We start from the raw sequence: 18,823 nt of genomic DNA, 5'->3' as shown, positions 1-18,823 counted from the left end.
ATTCCTCAGTGCCCAAGCGCAAACGCGTCAGGCGCTTGCAAACGAGAGTCTTCATCGGACGGGCGCACCGAAGACAGGCGATGCGCCGGTACTTCGATGACTTCGCCCGCATTGATCTTGAACACCGCCACGGCTTCCGCCAGGCGTTGGGCCTGCTCTTGCAGCGAGCCCGCCGCGGCGGCAGCTTCTTCCACCAGCGCCGCGTTCTGCTGCGTGACTTCATCCATCTGCGACACGGCGCGGTTGACCTGGTCGATGCCGCTGGATTGTTCTTCCGAGGCCGCCGAGATCTCGCCCATGATGTCCGTCACGCGCTTTACCGACGCGACGATTTCCTGCATGGTCGCACCCGCGCGTTCCACCTGCTGCGAACCGGCGCCCACCTTGCTGACCGAGTCTTCGATCAGGCCCTTGATTTCCTTGGCGGCCTGCGCGCTGCGCTGGGCCAACGAGCGCACTTCGCCCGCCACCACCGCAAAGCCCTTGCCCTGCTCGCCCGCGCGCGCCGCTTCCACGGCGGCGTTCAGCGCCAGGATGTTGGTCTGGAAGGCGATGCCGTCGATCACGGAAACGATTTCGGAAATCTTGCGCGAGCTGGCCGAGATGTCGTGCATGGTGTTCACCACTTCCGACACCGCCGAACCGCCCCGCTCGGCCACGTCCGACGCACTGGCGGCAAGCTGATTGGCCTGGCGCGCGTTGTCGGCGTTTTGCTTGACGGTGGACGCCAGCTGTTCCATCGACGCGGCGGTTTCTTCCAGGGACGCCGCTTGCTGTTCGGTGCGGCTGGACAGGTCCGTGTTGCCGGCCGCGATTTCATGCGAGCCCACGTTGATTTCGTCCACGCCCCGACGCACGGTCGACACCGTGCGCGTCAGGCTTTCCTGCATGCGCTTCAAGGCGGCAAACAGCTGGCCGATTTCATTGGTGTTGCGCACGTCCACGCGCGCGGTCAGGTCGCCGCCCGCGATGCGGTCAAAGTGATGACCGGCCTCTTTCAGCGGCAGCAGCACGCGGCGGCGCAGGAAGATATAGGTGGCGAACACCAGCAGCGCGGCGATCACGCCACCGGCGGCCACGGCGATCAATACAAATTGGTAACGCACCTGCGCCACTTCGTGCGCGTCCAGCATCTTGCTGGCGCGCCAGAAATCAAAGCCTTCGACGGCGCGGGCAAAGCGCCCTTCCAGCGCGTCCTGCACCGTCTGCACCTGCTTCTGGTAGGCCGGCATGTCGGCCTTTTCCAGCGCGGCGACCAGCGGGGTCAAGCCCTGCTGCACCAGCGCGGCGTACGACGCTTCAATCTCTTTGAGCGGTTCGGCCGCATCCGCCGGCTGCGGCAGGCTCTTGTAATACTCGTATTCCGCCTGGCCCTTGTTCATGGACGCCTTGGCGCGTTCCAGCAAACCGGTGGCTTCCGCCGACAAACCCTGCGTCAGCAAGGTGGCCTGGCCCACGCTGCCCACGATGTCCGCATAATTTGCGGTCGCGGCGCGGCCCAGGCCGTTCATCGTGTCCTTGTAGCTGGATACGACGCGGCCCACCGCGTCGTCCAGTTCCTGCGATTGCTTGATCTGGGCAAGGGTGCCATTGCTGATGCGCAGGGACAACACGCCCAGCGCCGCCCCGATCACCAACATGAAGGAGAAGAACGCCAGCACCCACAACAGGCTGCTGCGTATCGTCATGTTCGCGAAAAACTTGCGCATCTCAAGAACCACCCTTTGACTGCAATCGTTAAAGGAAAGCGCCACATCGGATTGAATATGGCGCCTCTACCCCGCGTTCCGGCCGGATTCCGATCAGGAAGCGACCTTCTCCACCAGCGCCATTTCATCGCTGGTCATCATCTTTTCGATGTCGACCAGGATCAGCATGCGTTCGTCCACCGTGCCCAGACCGGTCAGGTATTCGGTGGACAAGGTGGCGCCGAATTCCGGTGCCGGACGAATCTGGCCGGCGTTCAACATCAGCACGTCGGACACGCCGTCAACCACGATGCCGACAACGCGGCGATCCAGGTTGAGGATGATGACAACGGTCTGCTCGTTGTAGTCGACGCGACCCAGGTTGAACTTTATGCGCAGGTCCACGATCGGGACGATGATGCCGCGCAGGTTCGTCACGCCTTTGATGAACGTGGGAACGTTGGCGATACGGGTCACCGTGTCGGCGTCGTAGCCGCGGATTTCCTGCACCTTCAGGATGTCGATGCCGTACTCTTCGTCGCCCAGCGTGAAGACGAGGAATTCGCTGCCGACATCTTCGTTGCGCGCGGATTGCGCTTGCGGTTTGGCTGCCATGATTTTTTATTGCTCCATCAATTCAGAATGGCTTCGGGCTGCGACCAACGCTCACGGTTGGCGCGCGCAAGCGCAAATACGTCGACAATCAGGGCCACGCTGCCATCACCCAGGATGGTGGCGGCCGAGATGCCAGGCACCTTGCGGTAGTTGGATTCCAGGTTCTTGACCACCACCTGGTGCTGGCCGATCAGGTGATCCACCAGCAGCGCAAAACGGCGGTCTTCGGCTTGCATGATGACCGCGATGGCCTGCGTGGGATCGGTCTGCGCCTGCGCAACCGAGAACACGCGGTGCATCTCGACCAGCGGCAGGTATTCGCCGCGCACATGCATCACGCGTTCGTTGCCCGCCACCGAGTAGATCTGGTCGTTGGTCGGTTGCAGCGATTCGGTAACGTGGTTCAGCGGCAGGATGAAGGTTTCTTCGCCCACCCGAACCGACATGCCGTCCAGAATGGCCAGCGTCAGCGGCAGCACGATGCGCGTGGTGGTGCCGTTGCCCGGCTCGCACGACAGCTGCACGTGGCCGCCCATGTCTTGGATGTTGCGGCGCACGACGTCCATGCCCACGCCGCGGCCCGAGATGTCCGTGACCTTTTCGGCCGTGGAGAAACCCGGCGCGAAGATCAACTGCCAGATTTCATCGTCAGGCGAATTCTCGTTGACGGCCAAACCTTGCGCCATCGCCTTCTTCAGGATCTTTTCGCGGCTCAGGCCACCGCCGTCATCGCTGACTTCGATGACGATGTTGCCGCCGTTGTGTTGCGCGGACAGCACCAGCTGGCCAACCGGGTCCTTGCCGGCGGCGATACGCTTTTCGGGCGTTTCGATGCCGTGGTCCAGGCTGTTGCGCACCAAGTGCGTCAGCGGGTCGATGATGCGTTCGATCAGGCTCTTGTCCAGCTCGGTCGCGCGGCCGTAGGTCTGCAATTCGATCTGCTTGCCCATCTTGCCGGCGATATCGCGCACCAGACGCGGGAAGCGGCTGAACACGTAGTCCATCGGCATCATGCGGATCGACATCACCGCTTCCTGCAAGTCGCGGGCGTTGCGTTCCAGCTGTTCCATGCCGTTGAGCAGGCGGTCGTGCAGCACCGGGTCCAGCGTGGACGCGGTCTGCGCCAGCATGGCTTGCGTGATGACCAGCTCGCCCACCAGGTTGATGACCTGGTCGACTTTCTCAACGCCCACCCGAATCGACGTGGATTCCTTGTCGGCATGCGCGGGCGCAGCCGGACGCGAGGCGCGGGCGGCGGCTTGCGTGATGGCTTCGGCCGCGGCGGCGGTGTCGGCGACCGACGGCACGGGCTCGGCGGCGACGGGCGCCGGGGCGGCTGCCGGTGCCACGGCCACGGGTTCGGCCACGGGCGCGGCGGCCTGGGCGGCGGGCGCGGCTTCGCGGGTGATGGACAACTGGTCGCCGTCAACGATGAAGCAGCACACCGCTTCGATATCGTCCGGCGTGCACGTGCTGTCCATCCACACGGTCAAGGCGCCGTTGGCACGTTCGCTGGCGCGCACGTTGCCCAGGTTGCCCATTTCTTCGAGCAGCGACGCGGCGTCCTTGTCGGACACCTTGGTGATCCTGACCTTGAGCGGCAAGTCGCCGGCGTCAGCCGCCGGCGTCTGTACGGGTTCGGGCGCGGGGGCCGGCGCAGCGGCGACAGGCGCGGGCGCAGGGGCCACGACGGGCGCGGGGGCCACCGGCGCGGCCACGGCCGCCGCGGGGTCCTTATGCTCCAGCGCCAGCTGCCTCAATACGGCGCAGATCCGCTCAAACACGGCTTCATCGGGCTCTTCGGAGGCCCGATAGGCATCCAGTTGGCTTTTGAGCACGTCTTTCGTTTCCAAGAAGATATCAATCATGTCCGTGCGCAGCGCCATTTCGCCGCGACGGATTGCGTCAAGAAGGTTTTCAAGCAGGTGGGTGGTGCCCGCCAGCTGCGTAAAACAGCCGAATGTCGCCGCGCCGCCCTTGATCGAGTGCGCTGCGCGGAAGATGGCATTGAGCTGTTCAATGTCGGGAGACCCTACGTCGAGCTCCAGCAGCAGCTGCTCCATCTGCGCGAGCAGCTCATCCGCCTCGTCGAAAAAGGTCTCGTAAAACTGACTGAGGTCCAAACCAGAACTCATGACCCGTACGCCTTCATAAATGAACCTGCTTTACGCGCCGGCCTGCTCATCGAGCAGCTCGGTCGCCAATTCCACCAGCACATCGGGGTCGACTGGCTTGGACAGCCAGCCACAAACGCCCAGATCCCGAGCGGCCATCTTGCTACCCACATCGTCTTCGGTGGTCAGCACCAGCACCGGCACATCCAGGTACTGGTCCAGCTCACGCAGGCCTTGAATCAATTCAAGCCCACCCTTGACGGGCATATTCCAGTCGCTGACCACGAGGTCCACCGGATGGCTCTTGGCCACCTCCAGCGCTTCCTGACCGTTGCCGGCCGTCAACACTTTCCACCCCGCGCCCGTCAACGTCGCCTGGACGATCATCCGCATCGTCGCCGAGTCGTCCGCCACCAGAATCGTTGCCGCCATTGCTATCGAACCCCCTGAACCGGCGGCGCGTTCGCCGCTTCGCCTTGATTGGTTGCCGTCGCGGCCTGGGCGGCGGCTTGCACCGCCTCCACGGCCGTCCCCACCTCGCGAGCATCTTTGGCGCTTACGTCCGCGGCTGCGGCGTTCTCGTTTTCGATGCGCTTCTGGGTGTTCATATTGAGCACCACGAGGCTGATACGTCTATTAACGGCTGCATACGGATCATCTTTAACCAGACTCATGCTGGAAGACAGACCCTGGATGCGCATGACCTTGCTTTCGCTCATGCCGCCGGCCACCAATTCCTGACGCGAGGCATTGGCGCGGTCCGCCGACAATTCCCAGTTGCTATAGGCGCGCTCACCGCGCGCGTACTGCGAGGCGTCGGTGTGGCCCGAGATACTGACGCGGTTGGGCAGCTCGTTCAGCACCGGCCCCAGTTCGCGCAGGATGTCGCGCATGTACGGCTGCACTTCGGCGCGGCCGGTGGCGAACATCGGGCGGTTCTGGTTGTCGATGATCTGGATGCGCAGGCCCTCGGTCGTCAAGTCGATCAGCAGCTGCGGCCTGAAGCTTTTCAGGACGGGGCTGGTCTCGATGACGTTTTCAAGGCGGCGCTTCAGGTTTTCCAGGCGGTGCTGTTCGCGCCGTTCGGCGTCGCCCATGGGTTGGGATTCGACCCGGTTGCCCTGCCCTTTGCGCACATCGCCCTCGCTGCGCAAGGGGTCGCGGCCGCCGCCGGGCACGGCGCTGGTCTCGGCCGAGCTGCTGGGCCCGCCCGTGATCGCCACGCGCAGCGGCATGCGGAAGTATTCCGCGATGCCCTTGAGCTCTTCGCGCGGCACGATGCTGATCAGCCACATCACCAGGAAGAACGCCATCATCGCCGTGATGAAGTCGGCGTAGGCGATTTTCCAGCTGCCGCCATGGTGCCCGCCGCCCTTGACCTTCTTGCGGCGGATCACCACACGGTGGTTGTTTACGGTGCTCATCGCCCGCTCCGTCAGGCCTTGCCGGTCGACTTGGTTTGCCGGACGTGCTCTTCCAGCTCACCAAAGGTCGGACGCACGGACGAGAACAGCACCTTGCGGCCAAATTCCACCGCCAGCTGCGGCGGGTAGCCGTTCATGCTGGCCAGCAGCGTGGTCTTGATGCATTCCAGCACTTTCATGGCCTCGTCATTGCGGCGCTCGACCCGCGAAGCCAGCGGCCCCACGAAACCGTACGCCAGCAAGATGCCCAGGAACGTGCCCACCATGGCCTTGGAGATCAGGTCGCCCAGAATGGCGGGCGGCTGGTCCACGGCGGCCAGCGCCTTGATCACGCCCAGCACCGCGGCCACGATACCGAAGGCCGGCAGGCCGTCAGCCATCTGTTGCAGCGCGTGCGCGGGCACTTCGCGTTCATGGCGATAGGTCTCGATTTCCTCGTCCATGAGCGTCTCGATTTCAAACGAGCTCATGTTGCCGCTGATCATGATGCGCAGGTAGTCCGTAATGAACTCCATGAGCTTCGCGTCTTTGGCAATGCGCGGATATTCGCTGAAGATCGGGCTGGAAGCCGGGTCCTCAATATGCGATTCGATGGCCATCAGGCCTTCACGGCGCGCTTTATTCAACAACACGTACAGCAGAGCCATCAGCTCCATGTACACGTCCTTGCTGTAGCGCGAGCTTTTAAGCGCGTCGGGCAGCGCCTTCTTGACCAGCATCAGCGATTTTTTGCTGTTGCCGGCAAGAAAAGCCCCAAAGGCCGCACCAAAAATCAGTGTCAGCTCGAAGGGCTGGTAAAGCGCGCCCAAATGGCCGCCCAGCGCTATAAAGCTGCCGACGACCGACACGATCACCACGAGAAAACCGATAACAATCAACACATCAGGCCCCTGCCAACGAAGTCTAAAACTGGCGTCAATGATCCCCTGTTCCCCCCGACCCAAAAAGGCGGGTTACGGGGAGTTTTCCAGGGCTTTTGATGTATTTGGACGCGCGCCTGGCGCGTCCGGGTCACGGACGGGCAGCGCCGAGCGCGGGCACCGGACGGGTGCCGGCACGGGCTTTGGCCGCCGCGCGCGTCTTGCCGGCGCGAGGAGGCGGGCGGCAGATCGCGCACACGAAATCCGAGTGCGGATCGTGGGCATGGGCGATGAAATGGCCGCCACATTGGCGGCAGGCGGACAGCTGGAGCATGCCGCTGTCAAAGAAGCGCACAAGCATCCAGGCACGAGTGAAGCTCAACACCGGTTCCGAGCTTTCGGCCGTGTCCAGGCCGGCGTTTTCCAGATAAAGGCGGTAGGCGTCGATGATGGCGCGAATGCCTTTGCTGCTGGTGCGCGCGTTCAAGAACGAATAAACGTTGTAGAACAGCGACGAGTGAATATTCGGCAGCCAGGTCATGAACCAGTCCACCGAGAACGGCAGCATGCCCTTGGGTGGCGAGCAGCCGCGGATTTCGCGGTACAAGCGTGCCAGGCGGTCGTGGCTGAGGCTGGTTTCAGCCTCCAGAACCTGAAGCCGCGCTCCCAGGGTAATCATGGAGCTGGCAAGCAGGATGTCGTCCGCTTCCTGAGATACGCTTTTGGAGGCCATTACACGAGTCCGAGTGGGTGTTGGAGCGGCCGTCAGGCCAGTTCTTCTACAGGTTGCTTGGCCAGCAAGATTGTTGCGTGAGCTTGTTGCAGCGCGCCGCCCAGAACATCATGGGTCAGGGCCGACAGCAGGCTGTAGTCATCAAAGCGGAAACGGCACAGCAGCGAGCTCGAGCTGGCCAGCTTGACCAGTTGCGCCGGCGACAGGCGCATCAGGATGTCAGCGACTTCATTGCTGAATCCCAAACGAAACATGGATGCTGCAAAGTCATCACGCAACATACGTTGCGCAAGTAACAGGTATGACAGATTCACTTCGCGAATGTCTGCCAGCAAAGAATTTTCGACTTGTTGCACGCCCTACTCCCTATCCCAATCCCACCCACGGGGGCTCGATAACCAAAAGCACCGGTGTCTTAGTGACACCTGATTGCTGCTGCATCCTGTTTTAATGCGAAATGTATCATTTGTTCGCAATTTAAGTAAAATTTACCACAGGTGATGTCATTTTCTATGACTTATATGACAAATCTTTGTTGATATTGCGCAACCTGTGAGTTTCGATACACATTGACATAGAAACTCGTGACGAATTTACGTCAATTTGGCAAATAAGCATTCAAAACGTTGCGTACTTCCAGGAATGAAATGTTGTGCAGTGCCGACAATGTCACCTTGCCGATCACTAAATCCTGGTCGCTTTAGCGCAGCCGCGCGTTTGTCGACAATGTCGCAAATTGACAACGTCTGACGATGCGTCACGATGGACACCGCCTGACATTCCCGCAATGCCCCACGCAGATGACAGCTTGGTCGAATATGCCCCGCTAGTGCGGAAGCTGGCCCTGCAATTGCTCGCACGGCTACCCGCTAGTGTGGAGCTCGACGACCTGATACAGGCCGGCATGATCGGCCTGCTTGACGCCGTAAGGCGCTATCAGGAAACGGCAGACGCCCAATTCGAGACCTACGCCACGACCCGTATTCGTGGCGCGATGCTGGACGAGCTTCGCGGCCAGGACTGGCTGCCCCGCAGCGTCCGCACCAAGGCGCGCAAGATCGAGCAAGCTATCCAGCAGCTCGAGCAGCGCCTGATGCGCGCGCCTTCCGAAGCCGAGATCGCCGCCCAGCTTGAAATGCCGATCGGCGAATACCAATCGCTGCTGCACGACGCGCAAGGCGTGCAGATCGTGCATTACGAAGACTTCACCACCGAACCCGATTCCGCCTCCGGCCAATCCGACTGGACCGCCACGTTGAACCACGGCTCGGCCGGCGGGAATCCGCTGGATGCGTTACTGGCTGGTGATTTCCGTCAGGCGCTGGTGCAGGCGATTGATGCCTTGCCCGATCGGGAGAAGTTGTTGCTGTCCTTGTGCTACGAGCAGGGGCTGAATCTGAAAGAGATCGGCGCCATCATGAATGTGACAGAGGCACGGGTGTGCCAGTTACGGTCGCAGGCCACGGCGCGGATCCGGGCGAAGCTGAAAGAGATGGCTTGGCAGGACCTGCCGCTGGAAGGGCAGATCGCGCAGATTATTTGATGGGCTATATATAGAACCATCGATGTCGCTTCCAGGACACAACACGAACGGGCGCCGCTGGCGCCCGTTCCCGTTTTGGCGCGTAGCTCAGACGACCGCATCATCAGGCGCCAGCCTTTCGGCCGATACAACAATAAATTCGACTTTCGCGAAATAAGCCTAAAGATTGATTTGCGACTGCCGTAATCCTGACAACGGAGAAATTCGAAGACGCAAGAAAGCGAATTCTCCCGTTAACACGATGGGCGGCCCCGCTGCCCGGTTTGAAGAAGCCTTTCTCTCTTGGGAGCCTAAACATGGCTGCAGTTATCAATACCAACTACTTGTCGCTCGTTGCTCAGAACAACCTGAACAAGTCGCAATCTTCCCTGGGCACCGCCATCGAACGCCTGTCGTCGGGCCTGCGCATCAACAGCGCCAAGGACGACGCCGCCGGTATGGCCATTGCCAACCGCTTCACCGCGAACGTCAAGGGCCTGACCCAAGCCGCTCGTAACGCCAACGACGGTATCTCGCTGGCTCAGACGACGGAAGGCGCCGCCTCCGAAATCAACACCCACCTGCAACGTGTTCGCGAACTGTCGGTACAAGCTTCGAACGGCAGCTACTCGCAAGAACAGCTGAACTCGATGCAAGACGAAATCAACCAACGTCTGTCGGACATCGACCGTATCTCGGAACAAACCGACTTCAACGGCGTGAAGGTTCTGTCGGATTCGGCCAAGCCCCTGACGCTGCAAGTCGGCGCCAACGACGGCGAAACGATCACCCTGAACCTGTCGGAAATCAGCGTCAAGACGCTGGGTCTGGACGGTTTCAACGTCAACGGCTCGGGCGTGACCCAGAACCGTTCGGCTACGGTGTCGGATCTGCAAGCTGCTAGCGGTGTTGCAGGCACCGGAGCTGCAGCCAACGACTGGAAGGTCACGACCAAGCACGAAGCTGTGACAGCCGAGCAAGCCTTTGGCAAGATGCAAAACGGCAACACGATCACCGTCGGCGCCGGCGGTACTGCGGTGGAGTATACGTACAATGCCGCCAATAAGAACTTTACGTTCACGAACTCCGTTGCCGCCGGTACGGCCGCCACCGGCTCGGTGGACAGCTTGGCCAAATCCTTGCGCCCTGCAACCGGCACCGTAACGGGCACCTACAATAATGCGGGCTCCGCATCCACTTCCTTCCAAGTCGACGCCACGGGCAAAGTCACCATCGGCGGGAAGGATGCATATCTCGACGTTGCGGGTAACTTGACGACCAACAACGCCGGCACGACCTCGGCCGCCACGCTTGAAGGCGTGATGCAGGCTGCTGCAGGCGTGACCGGCGCTGGTGGCGAGGCGAGCATCTCCATCGGCGGCAAGACGTACGCCAACAACGCCACTGGCGATGGACTGGAATACACCGACACGATCAGCAGTGACGCGTTGCTGGCGACGGTGAATGCCGATACGTCGGGCAACGTATCGGTCACGCTCGGCCAAGGCATCACCAGCGCCACGTTGGATTTCACGTCTGGTAAATCTACTGACACCTATGTCGATGGCAAGGGTGAATTCACTCGCGTTGACGGTTACGTTACCGACTACACCGTTGACCCTAACACTGGCAAGGTGACCGTCAAGGCAAATGCCGCCACCGGCACCAATGGTGAGGACGCGAGTGCTTATGCCCAGGCTATTGGCACTGAGGTTACTGTGAACAGTTCCGGCAAACTGACCACCGAAACCACCAGCAAAGGAACCAAGACCAGCGACCCGATGAAGACTCTGGACGCAGCGTTCACGAAGCTGGACAAGCTGACCGGTGAACTGGGTGCCGTGCAGAACCGTCTGGAATCGACGATCTCGAACCTGAACAACGTGGTCAACAACCTGTCCAACGCTCGTTCGCGTATTCAAGACGCCGACTACGCCACGGAAGTGTCGAACATGTCCAAGGCTCAGATCCTGCAACAGGCTGGTACCTCGGTTCTGGCGCAAGCCAACCAAGTGCCGCAAACCGTTCTGTCGCTGCTGCGCTAATCGCCGCAACACATTCCGGACATTGTTCGGAAAACACGAAGGCGGTGACCATCCGCAACTCAAGAGGCGCAGCCTTCTGAATATTTCCGTAAGCTCCGTAAGACGGTCAGCAAACCCCCACACGACGATCCTCGTCCACGTGGGGGTTTTTACTTTGGTCGAACGATCCGACTCTATGACTGCGAACACAGCGCAAACAGGTCTGTAGAAATGCGGGGAATTTCCCGTCTTCAACCCGACATTGATGCGCGGTCACTTCAATTAAGCTGGCCGGATCTCAGCTCATCCGAATTTCCCAGCAACCATGGCAAAGTCCGCCCCGCCCACAAGTACCCAAAGCCCCACCGTAGGTAAGGTGCAATTGACGGCCAAGCAGGCGCTAGCGCTAACGAAGCGTGCCCCACAAGATCCGCATGGCTGGAAAGAGCATGGCCGTCATCTATTCAATGCGGACGACCTAGAAGGTGCCAAGGTCGCTCTCGAACGGGCCGCCAAACTCGATCCAACTGACCACGGCATCTGGCTGTTGCTCGGTTACACATTGCTTAATGCTGGAGAAGAATCGCCTGCCATCGCGCGTTTCGAGCACGCCTTGTCTTTACAGAATGACATCTTCGAAGCGCACTTGAACCTGGCCTATCTTTACTTACGCCGCAACGAGACTGGTACCAGCATTACGCATATCGAGAAGGCTCTTTCGATGCAGCCAAATAGCACTTTGGCGTTGCGAGTAAAGGCACAGCTACTTACCGTCTCGTCGAAGCACGAAGAGGCAATCGAAATATTTGAACGCCTAATCCGGCAGGACAAGACGAATACGCACGACTACTGGAACGACCTTGGGAACATAAAGCGAGAGGTGGTTCAGTTAGAGGACGCGCTGGACTGTTACCGCAAGGCCGCAGCTTACTCTGGCGCCAAATCCGTTGCGCTTTCGAACCAAATTACGCTGCTGCACTACATGCCGGATCGAGATCCATCTGACATCCTGGAATTGTGCAAAAGATGGGGGCAAACATTCACGCCACGCAAAACCGTAGTTCGGCCTAAGCCCAGTAATTCGTCTCCAGACAAAGTGTTAAGAATTGCCATGCTGTCCGACGGTTTTCGCCAGCATCCCGTCGGCGCGATGATCACACCGGCAATATCACACCTTAAGCGCTTTGGCGTGCAGCTTTACATGTATACGTCTAGCAGTGCCGTCGATAGTGTGACGAAAAAGCTGATGGCGTCGGCCGACCAATGGACATCAATCTTCAATATTTCTGACGGCGACCTAGCACAGCGCATAAGAAATGACCAAATCGACATCCTGATTGACCTGTCCGGGCACAATGCCGGAACTCGCATGAAAGCAATCGCGCTGGAACCAGCTCCAGTGATTGTGAAGTGGGTAGGAGGGCTTATAAACACCACCGGTGTACCGGCGATAGATTACCTGATCACCGATCCCGTGGAATCGCCACCGGGTAGCGATGCGTTCTACACAGAAAAGCTCATCCGCATGCCTGATGACTACATCTGCTATATGCCGCCAGATCAAATCCCTGAAGTGCGGTCGCTACCCGCACAGCGGAACGGGTTTGTGACCTTCGGTTGCTTCAACAATCCAACCAAGGTAAACGACGTTGTTCTAGGCCATTGGGCCGAGCTACTGCATGCCGTTCCTGGCTCGCATCTGTACCTGAAAGGCGGGCCATTCGGCACAAACTACTTGCGTCAGCGAACGCTAGATACTCTTGCCAGTCACGGCATCAACGCCGACAGGGTCCGGATTGAGGGTCAATCCCACCATTTTGAATTACTGGATAGCTATAACGAAGTTGATATCGCCTTAGATCCTTGGCCGTACTCCGGCGGCCTCACGACGTGCGAAGCGATGTTGATGGGAGTGCCCGTCATTACGCTGCCTGGACCCACCTTTGCGGGACGTCATTCGGCTACGCATCTGGTCAATGCAGGCATGCCGGAACTCGTCGTCAGCGATTGGGATGAATATCAGGCTCGCGCGGTCGGCCTGGCGTCGGATCTGGAAAGTCTGGCTACGATTCGCAGCCATCTCCGCCGTATCCTGCTTGAATCACCGGTTTGTGACGGAGAGAAGTTTGGTCGCCATCTGGGGGATGCGCTGCGGGCGATATGGCAGCGCTATTGCAATAGCAAGGAGCCCGCATCGCTGGCATTCACGCAGGAGGGCAAACCCTGGTTTGAAGATGAGGCCGCCCCGGACGTCTTAAAGCACCCGGTACTCGCTAAGCCCGCAACTGAAACAGACGAAGACTTCCAGTTTAGGCTAACAGGCAAGATCGTCGTCGTAGACCATGGAGCTTCGTTTGCTCGAAGCTCCAAGTTCAATCCACTTAGTGCGCTAAAGGTTTGGTCCATTATCGCTCTAGACCCGGCGTCCACATTATCCAATCCTGCTCACTTCCTCCACGCTGGATGCTTTGCGCACTACAACTCGGCCGTAGCGCTTGGTGATGGGAATGCAGCTATCCTTTATGCTCAGCTGGAGTGCACACAATCCAGCACGATGGAGCCGCTACAGCCAGATCACAAGCTCCTTGTTAAGCCCTTAGTCGAGACGCGCATAATAGCCAAAATACCTATTCCCACAGTAGAGCTTAATGCCATTCATGGGTTGGAACGAATTGATTGGCTGGTCTTGGACGATCGGCATGACAATGTAAAGATCCTTCAGCACGGCGGATCACTGCTCAAAGAAATTCTGCTCATTGAAGTGAAGATTCAATTTACCCCTATCTTTCGTGATCAGACTGATCTTCATAGCCTCACCAAATTATTAGGGCAGCATGGATTTATGCTGATGCAGCTTAAAAATCAACAATATGTAACCTCTTTCCTGCCCAAAACGCCCGCACTCAATAGTTTTCCAAAATCGCAATTGCTTTCGGCCGAAGCGGTATTTGTTCCTATGCCTAGCAAACTACAGGCATTGGAAAAAAACCAAAAACTGAAATTGGCATTCCTGCTTCACTCTATTTATAACGCTGCAGACATGGTCGCGGGAATACTTGAAACGATAGATCCATTAGATGCGGAAGCATACCTAAAAACGGAAGGCTGGCTACAACCACGCAGCGACACGCTATATTCCAATTTCCGGAAGGCTGGGCTGAAATCTAATACATTACTAAAACAGCGGCACGGCCTGCCGAACAAGCTTGTGGTGAGTCTGACCTCTTACCACAAGCGATTTAACACACTCCATCTCACCCTGCGCTGCCTGCTGGAGCAATCGGTTAAACCCGACCGCCTAGTTCTATGGATAGCAGAAACGGAGGAACACCTCCTTCCCGACGAGGTACTTGCTCTCCGTAGCGAAGGTATTGAAATCAAGTTCTGCGACGACATACGGTCTTTCAAGAAAATTATCCCCACTCTACGTGAAGAATCGCACTCATTTATTGTCACTGCTGATGATGACCTTCATTACCCGAAAGATTGGCTAAAAGAACTAACTGAAAGCTGGCCTGGCGATCCGAACGTCGTGGTGTCTTGGCGTGCTCACAAAATCAAACTGGGTCATGACGATTTGCCTATCGCCTATAAAGAGTGGGAATGGGAGTACGTAGCATCGAATGTCGCTTCATCGCTGATATTCCCGACCACTGGCGCGGGAACACTCTACCCACCCGGAGCATTCCATCCAGACGTACTAAACACAGAGAAATTTCTTGCGCTGTGTCCGGACGCCGATGACGTCTGGCTGTATTGGATGTGCATTCAAAATGGTAAAGTTTTTAAGGTAGTCGGAAAGCCCCTGCCATTAATCACTTGGCCCGGAAGCCAAGAAGAATCACTGTGGCACAGCAATTTGTTAAAGGGTGAAAATGACATTCATATCAAAAGAATGATCAGTCAATATGGATTTACCCCTGGAATCGACACCGGAGCGAGCGCGGAACCCGATGAAATAGAAATGAATCTATTTTCATTTTCACATCAAAAAAAGCTTGTAAGTCTCTATCTACCTCACAGTAACGATCATATTCAACGCTCTATTAGGGCAGCGAAAAATTTCTATGAGATTGAGATGCTCAAGGACATTGCCTCACGCACTCCTCCTGGAACGACGATAATTGACATCGGGGCCAACATTGGCAATCACACAGTTTACTTTTCGTTGTTTTGTGGTGCCGCGAAAGTACTCTCATTTGAGCCACAAGTTGAGATTTTCCACACATTGGTTCGTAACATCGCGAGCAATGCAGGCACTGAGCATGTGCAAGCTTTCAATGTAGGTTTAGGCAAAGAAGCTCGCAGGGCGAAACTAGGGAAAATCGATGAAAAAAACACCGGAATGACCAAAATAGAAATAGACCCCGAGGGCGATATCACGGTACTGAAGTTAGATGATGTAATAACCGGCCTACCGGACCTCCCCCCCATTTCGGTGGTGAAGATTGACGTCGAAGGTATGGAACTTGACGTTTTGAAGGGTGCCTATAGAACAGTGTCGAACCATAGGCCCTTAATTTATGCTGAGGCGGGGACCGAAGCAGAGTTTTCAGTTTTGCAGCAATTCTTTTCACCTCTCGGTTACCGCCCTACACATCGATTCAATGCAACTGCAACGTATCTTTTTGCGCCAGGCTGAATCGCCGCAGGTATCGCAGCAGCTCCGACCTTTGAATGAATATGAGCCATGAGCAGGATCAACGCAAACCAGTTTTTCCTTTAAGTGCGCCACTGCGGTTCGTTTGATGTAGGAGCATCCTGGTAAGTACCCGTTGCAGAGAGTAGTAGCCGAGTCCATAGGACGTTAAATCGGCTGCTCTGCGCAGATGCTGCTGTCGCAGGTCAAGCGCCACGAAGTCGACAACGGCCAACGCACTTCTTCGCTCAGACGGAACTCCAACGCACGGTGAAGGCTGAACACATTTTGCGCGGGATTACTGGATAGCTCTCGACATACGTCACCTACGTCGTTAACCAGACCGTCAACTCGGGCAACCTGCCAAATGGCGTAAGCACGCCTGTCAAGTTGACACCGGTTGATAGACCCTCGGAGCAAGAGTTAGCCGGAGCATGAAGCGCACCGGCAGGAGGCCCGCCCAGCGACTCATGCGAGCGGTATTCGTTGTAATCGACGAGCCATCGATAGGTGATTGCTTGGAGCTGCTCGAGCTTGGTGACCAGATGTGCATCGAGCACTTCGGTGCGATAAGGGCGATTGAAGCGCTCCATAAAGGCGTTTGGTTAGGCTTGCCAGGTTGGGATATAGCGAATCCAAATGCCTTTGGCAGCGGCCCATTCGATAAAAGCGTCTGAAATCATCTCCGGGGCGTTGTGCAGGCGCATTGCGTCGGGAGGCCCATAGCAATTGATCAGTGACCTGCCCCCAGATTTAGTACGGCACCGACATAGAGTCCAGGGGTAAAAGACCTTCTTTCTGATGAGCCTGCACGAATTGCGCCGGAGTTAAATATCCGAGTGCACTGTGGGGCGGATCAGTGTTGTACTCGACCCGCCAGTTTTCGATCAAGTCTTTGGCCTGTCGCAGGGACAAGAACCAGTGCTCGTTAAGGCATTCGTCTCGGAACTTGCCGTTGAAACTTTCGATATAAGCGTTCTCCACCGGCTTGCCCGGCCGAATAAACGACAGCTTTACGCCAGCTTGGTAGGCCCAGGCATCCAAGGCTCTTCCGGCGAACTCCGGCCGGTTGTCCACAGTAATAGATCGCGGCAGGCCACGCATTTCAGCCAGCCGTTGCAGCACCGTGGCGACACGCACTCCCGGCAATGACGTATCGACCTCGATGACCAGGCATTCGCGAGTGTAGTCATCGACGATATTCAAACAACGGAACCGGCGGCCATAGGCCAGGACGTCGGCCACAAAGTCCATCGACCAACTTTGATTGGGCGCCGTTGCCGCGGGACGAATCACGCGCTCGGTCGCCGCGATGCGCTTACGCTTGCGTTTGCGCACGCTCACCCTGCCAAGCTGTACAGCCGCCAGACTCGCTTGTGATTTGCTTGCCAGCCTTCGCGACGTAAGAGCACATGGATTCTCCGATAGCCATAGCGTCGTTTGGCCGCTGCCATCTCTGTCATGCGCTAGGTCAGAGCAGCACCGCCTGTGCGCGTGCTCTCGTAGGCAAACAACGACCGCGAAATTCCTACCAGCCCGCAGGCCCGGGTAACACCCATGCTACGCTCGGCCATCAATGTCCTGACCGCCTCGCGCTTGGCCTGCGGGCTGACTACTATCGGCTTAGCAAATCCTGAAGCGCCGCCTTGTCCAGCATCGACTCGGCCAACAGCTTCTTGAGCCTGTTGTTCTCCTGCTCCAGCTCCTTGAGCCGCTGAGCGTCCGACACCGTCATGCCACCGAACTTCGCCTTCCAACTGTAGTACGTTGCCTCGGAAATACCGTGCTTGCGGCACAGTTCTGCGGGCTTGGCACCCGCATCGGCCTCCTTGAGCACGCCGATGATTTGTTCTTCCGTGAATCGTTTCTTCATTGCCATTCCTTTGGGAACGGACTCTACATCGATTTCGTACTAATCACGGGGAGCAGGTCACTACCTGGAGGGGGAGCTTAGGACGGGACTTGGCTGTTGATGAGATTCATATCAGGGCTGGATACGCCGCTTACGTTCAGCAAACATGGAAGCCAGTTTTTTTGCCGCCTTCTCGCCCCCGCCACATCCAATCCTCACCAAACCGCACTTTTTCCACGCTATTCCCCTTTTGAGGTCCTTGCCGCTTCCTTCATAATTGCCGTCGCACCGCTTTGTATCTATATTTTTCAGCCCCATGACCGCCACGCCACCCGATCCTTTCGCTACGCAGCATGACAGCATGACGGATCCTGATGCCACGGCACCGGTCGATGACGCGCAGACCCGGCGTCTGCGTGAAGAGAACCGCGCATTGCGCGAATTGCTGGCCGCTCAGGTGCAGGCCATTGCACCGCCACCGCCCCCGCAGCCCGAGCCGAGCTGTATACGCCGCATCGGCTGGGCGCTTATTTCCGCGCCAGGCGCCGCGCTGGTGGGCTGGCGCGCCTTGTTGGGCCGTGACGATGACGCGCCGATTACCGGGCGCAAGGTTGGCTCGGCGACGTTGACCGTGCTGTACACCTTGGCCATTTATGCCGCGCTGGTGCTGCTTGTGGTGTCGTGGAATGCGCCGAACAATGGCATTACTGGCCCTGACGCGACGCCTGCTAGTTCGGGCCGCGTGCCGCTGACACGTTTGCCGCTACAGCCCGCCGATGGCTCCCCCAGCGATTGGGAAACGGCGGGGTCAACGCCTGTGCCGGCCCCAAACTTGCAGCCCGCACCATCCTCGGACGCGATGCCTGCCGACGTGACGCCTGTGCCTCATGAGGACCCGTCGTCGAGCGAAGCGCTGAACGGAGCGACAATCGGCGCATCAAGCAGCACGTCAAATAACGCATCAAGTAGCTCATCAAACAGCGCACCGCACGACGCTTCAAACGAAGCGTCAATCGCGGCGTCAGCGGCGTCATCCAACACCACGCCAAGCGCCGCACCGCCCGCGACATCATCCGCGCCAAAGTCCACGCTGCGCATCACCGAGATTCCGGCTGTTAACCCCTTGGCCTGGGTTGACACCTTGCAGGGCGAATTGGCGCGTTGCGCTGAGCTGGGCTTCTTTGAACGTCCGGATTGCGCCTGGGAAGCACGCAGGCAATTTTGCGAGCCGAACCAGGGCTGGGGCGTCGTCAAGGAATGCCCTGCCCAACCCTGACTTTGATCAGCCTGGGTTTGTTATCCCTACCTTGATCAAGGATGCACTCACGCCCCCACGCTGTCACATCCCGGCC

At 58.2% G+C, this 18,823-nt stretch carries 13 protein-coding genes and 1 pseudogene; 4 read left to right on the top strand and 10 right to left on the bottom strand.

Features of this window, described 5'->3' with window-relative positions; genetic code table 11:
- Positions 1–5: 5 nt before the first annotated feature.
- The 8 genes from YH64_RS21440 to flhD all read right to left on the bottom strand — a co-directional run bounded on the left by YH64_RS21440 (position 6) and on the right by flhD (position 7,790).
- The gene (locus tag YH64_RS21440; protein ID WP_046806439.1) at positions 6–1,709 is read right to left on the bottom strand and encodes a methyl-accepting chemotaxis protein; all 1,704 of its coding nucleotides are present in this window, start codon (positions 1,707–1,709) and stop codon (positions 6–8) included.
- Positions 1,710–1,802: 93 nt separating this feature from the next.
- On the bottom strand, positions 1,803–2,303 hold the full coding sequence (cheW, locus tag YH64_RS21435; protein ID WP_006219029.1) for a chemotaxis protein CheW: 501 nt from the start codon (positions 2,301–2,303) through the stop codon (positions 1,803–1,805).
- A gap of 17 nt (positions 2,304–2,320) precedes the next feature.
- Positions 2,321–4,438 carry a chemotaxis protein CheA gene (gene cheA, locus YH64_RS21430; RefSeq protein WP_046806438.1) on the bottom strand — a complete coding sequence of 706 codons (2,118 nt, stop codon included), beginning with the start codon at positions 4,436–4,438 and terminating at the stop codon, positions 2,321–2,323.
- Positions 4,439–4,468: 30 nt separating this feature from the next.
- Positions 4,469–4,849: a response regulator gene (locus tag YH64_RS21425; RefSeq protein ID WP_046806437.1), complete on the bottom strand. Its 381-nt coding sequence runs from the start codon at positions 4,847–4,849 to the stop codon at positions 4,469–4,471.
- A 2-nt stretch (positions 4,850–4,851) separates the two neighbouring features.
- Positions 4,852–5,841 (bottom strand): flagellar motor protein MotB, encoded by a 990-nt coding sequence (motB, locus tag YH64_RS21420; protein ID WP_046806436.1) that lies wholly within the window; start codon positions 5,839–5,841, stop codon positions 4,852–4,854.
- Between the two features lie 11 nt (positions 5,842–5,852).
- Positions 5,853–6,722 carry a flagellar motor stator protein MotA gene (gene motA, locus YH64_RS21415; RefSeq protein ID WP_046806435.1) on the bottom strand — a complete coding sequence of 290 codons (870 nt, stop codon included), beginning with the start codon at positions 6,720–6,722 and terminating at the stop codon, positions 5,853–5,855.
- A gap of 130 nt (positions 6,723–6,852) precedes the next feature.
- Entirely contained in the window at positions 6,853–7,434 is a 582-nt protein-coding gene (gene flhC, locus YH64_RS21410; RefSeq protein WP_046806434.1) for a flagellar transcriptional regulator FlhC, read from the bottom strand.
- A gap of 32 nt (positions 7,435–7,466) precedes the next feature.
- A complete protein-coding gene (gene flhD, locus YH64_RS21405) occupies positions 7,467–7,790 on the bottom strand; it encodes a flagellar transcriptional regulator FlhD (RefSeq protein ID WP_046806433.1) in 324 nt (107 codons plus the stop codon).
- Positions 7,791–8,221: 431 nt separating this feature from the next.
- Between flhD and YH64_RS21400 the strand changes: the two genes are divergently transcribed.
- The 3 genes from YH64_RS21400 to YH64_RS21390 all read left to right on the top strand — a co-directional run bounded on the left by YH64_RS21400 (position 8,222) and on the right by YH64_RS21390 (position 15,622).
- On the top strand, positions 8,222–8,977 hold the full coding sequence (locus YH64_RS21400) for an RNA polymerase sigma factor FliA (RefSeq protein WP_046806432.1): 756 nt from the start codon (positions 8,222–8,224) through the stop codon (positions 8,975–8,977).
- Positions 8,978–9,273: 296 nt separating this feature from the next.
- Positions 9,274–11,001: a flagellin gene (locus tag YH64_RS21395; RefSeq protein WP_046806431.1), complete on the top strand. Its 1,728-nt coding sequence runs from the start codon at positions 9,274–9,276 to the stop codon at positions 10,999–11,001.
- Between the two features lie 304 nt (positions 11,002–11,305).
- A complete protein-coding gene (locus YH64_RS21390; protein ID WP_052946084.1) occupies positions 11,306–15,622 on the top strand; it encodes an FkbM family methyltransferase in 4,317 nt (1,438 codons plus the stop codon).
- A gap of 323 nt (positions 15,623–15,945) precedes the next feature.
- On the opposite strand, the gene YH64_RS30845 is transcribed toward YH64_RS21390, so the two are convergent.
- Together YH64_RS30845 and YH64_RS30615 are read right to left on the bottom strand one after the other, a co-directional pair.
- Entirely contained in the window at positions 15,946–16,212 is a 267-nt protein-coding gene (locus YH64_RS30845; RefSeq protein WP_082134588.1) for an integrase core domain-containing protein, read from the bottom strand.
- 160 nt (positions 16,213–16,372) lie between these two features.
- Positions 16,373–17,492: pseudogene (locus tag YH64_RS30615) on the bottom strand (IS3 family transposase).
- A 340-nt stretch (positions 17,493–17,832) separates the two neighbouring features.
- On the opposite strand from YH64_RS30615, the gene YH64_RS21370 reads away from it, so the two are divergent.
- Positions 17,833–18,747 (top strand): hypothetical protein, encoded by a 915-nt coding sequence (locus YH64_RS21370; RefSeq protein ID WP_255444636.1) that lies wholly within the window; start codon positions 17,833–17,835, stop codon positions 18,745–18,747.
- The last annotated feature ends 76 nt before the right edge of the window (positions 18,748–18,823 follow it).

The organism is Achromobacter sp. LC458, from assembly GCF_001005835.2.
GTDB classification, from domain to species: Bacteria; Pseudomonadota; Gammaproteobacteria; order Burkholderiales; family Burkholderiaceae_B; genus Achromobacter; species Achromobacter spanius_B.
The sequence above is the reverse complement of the archived record's forward strand: the minus strand, read 5'-3'. Positions and strand labels throughout refer to the sequence as shown.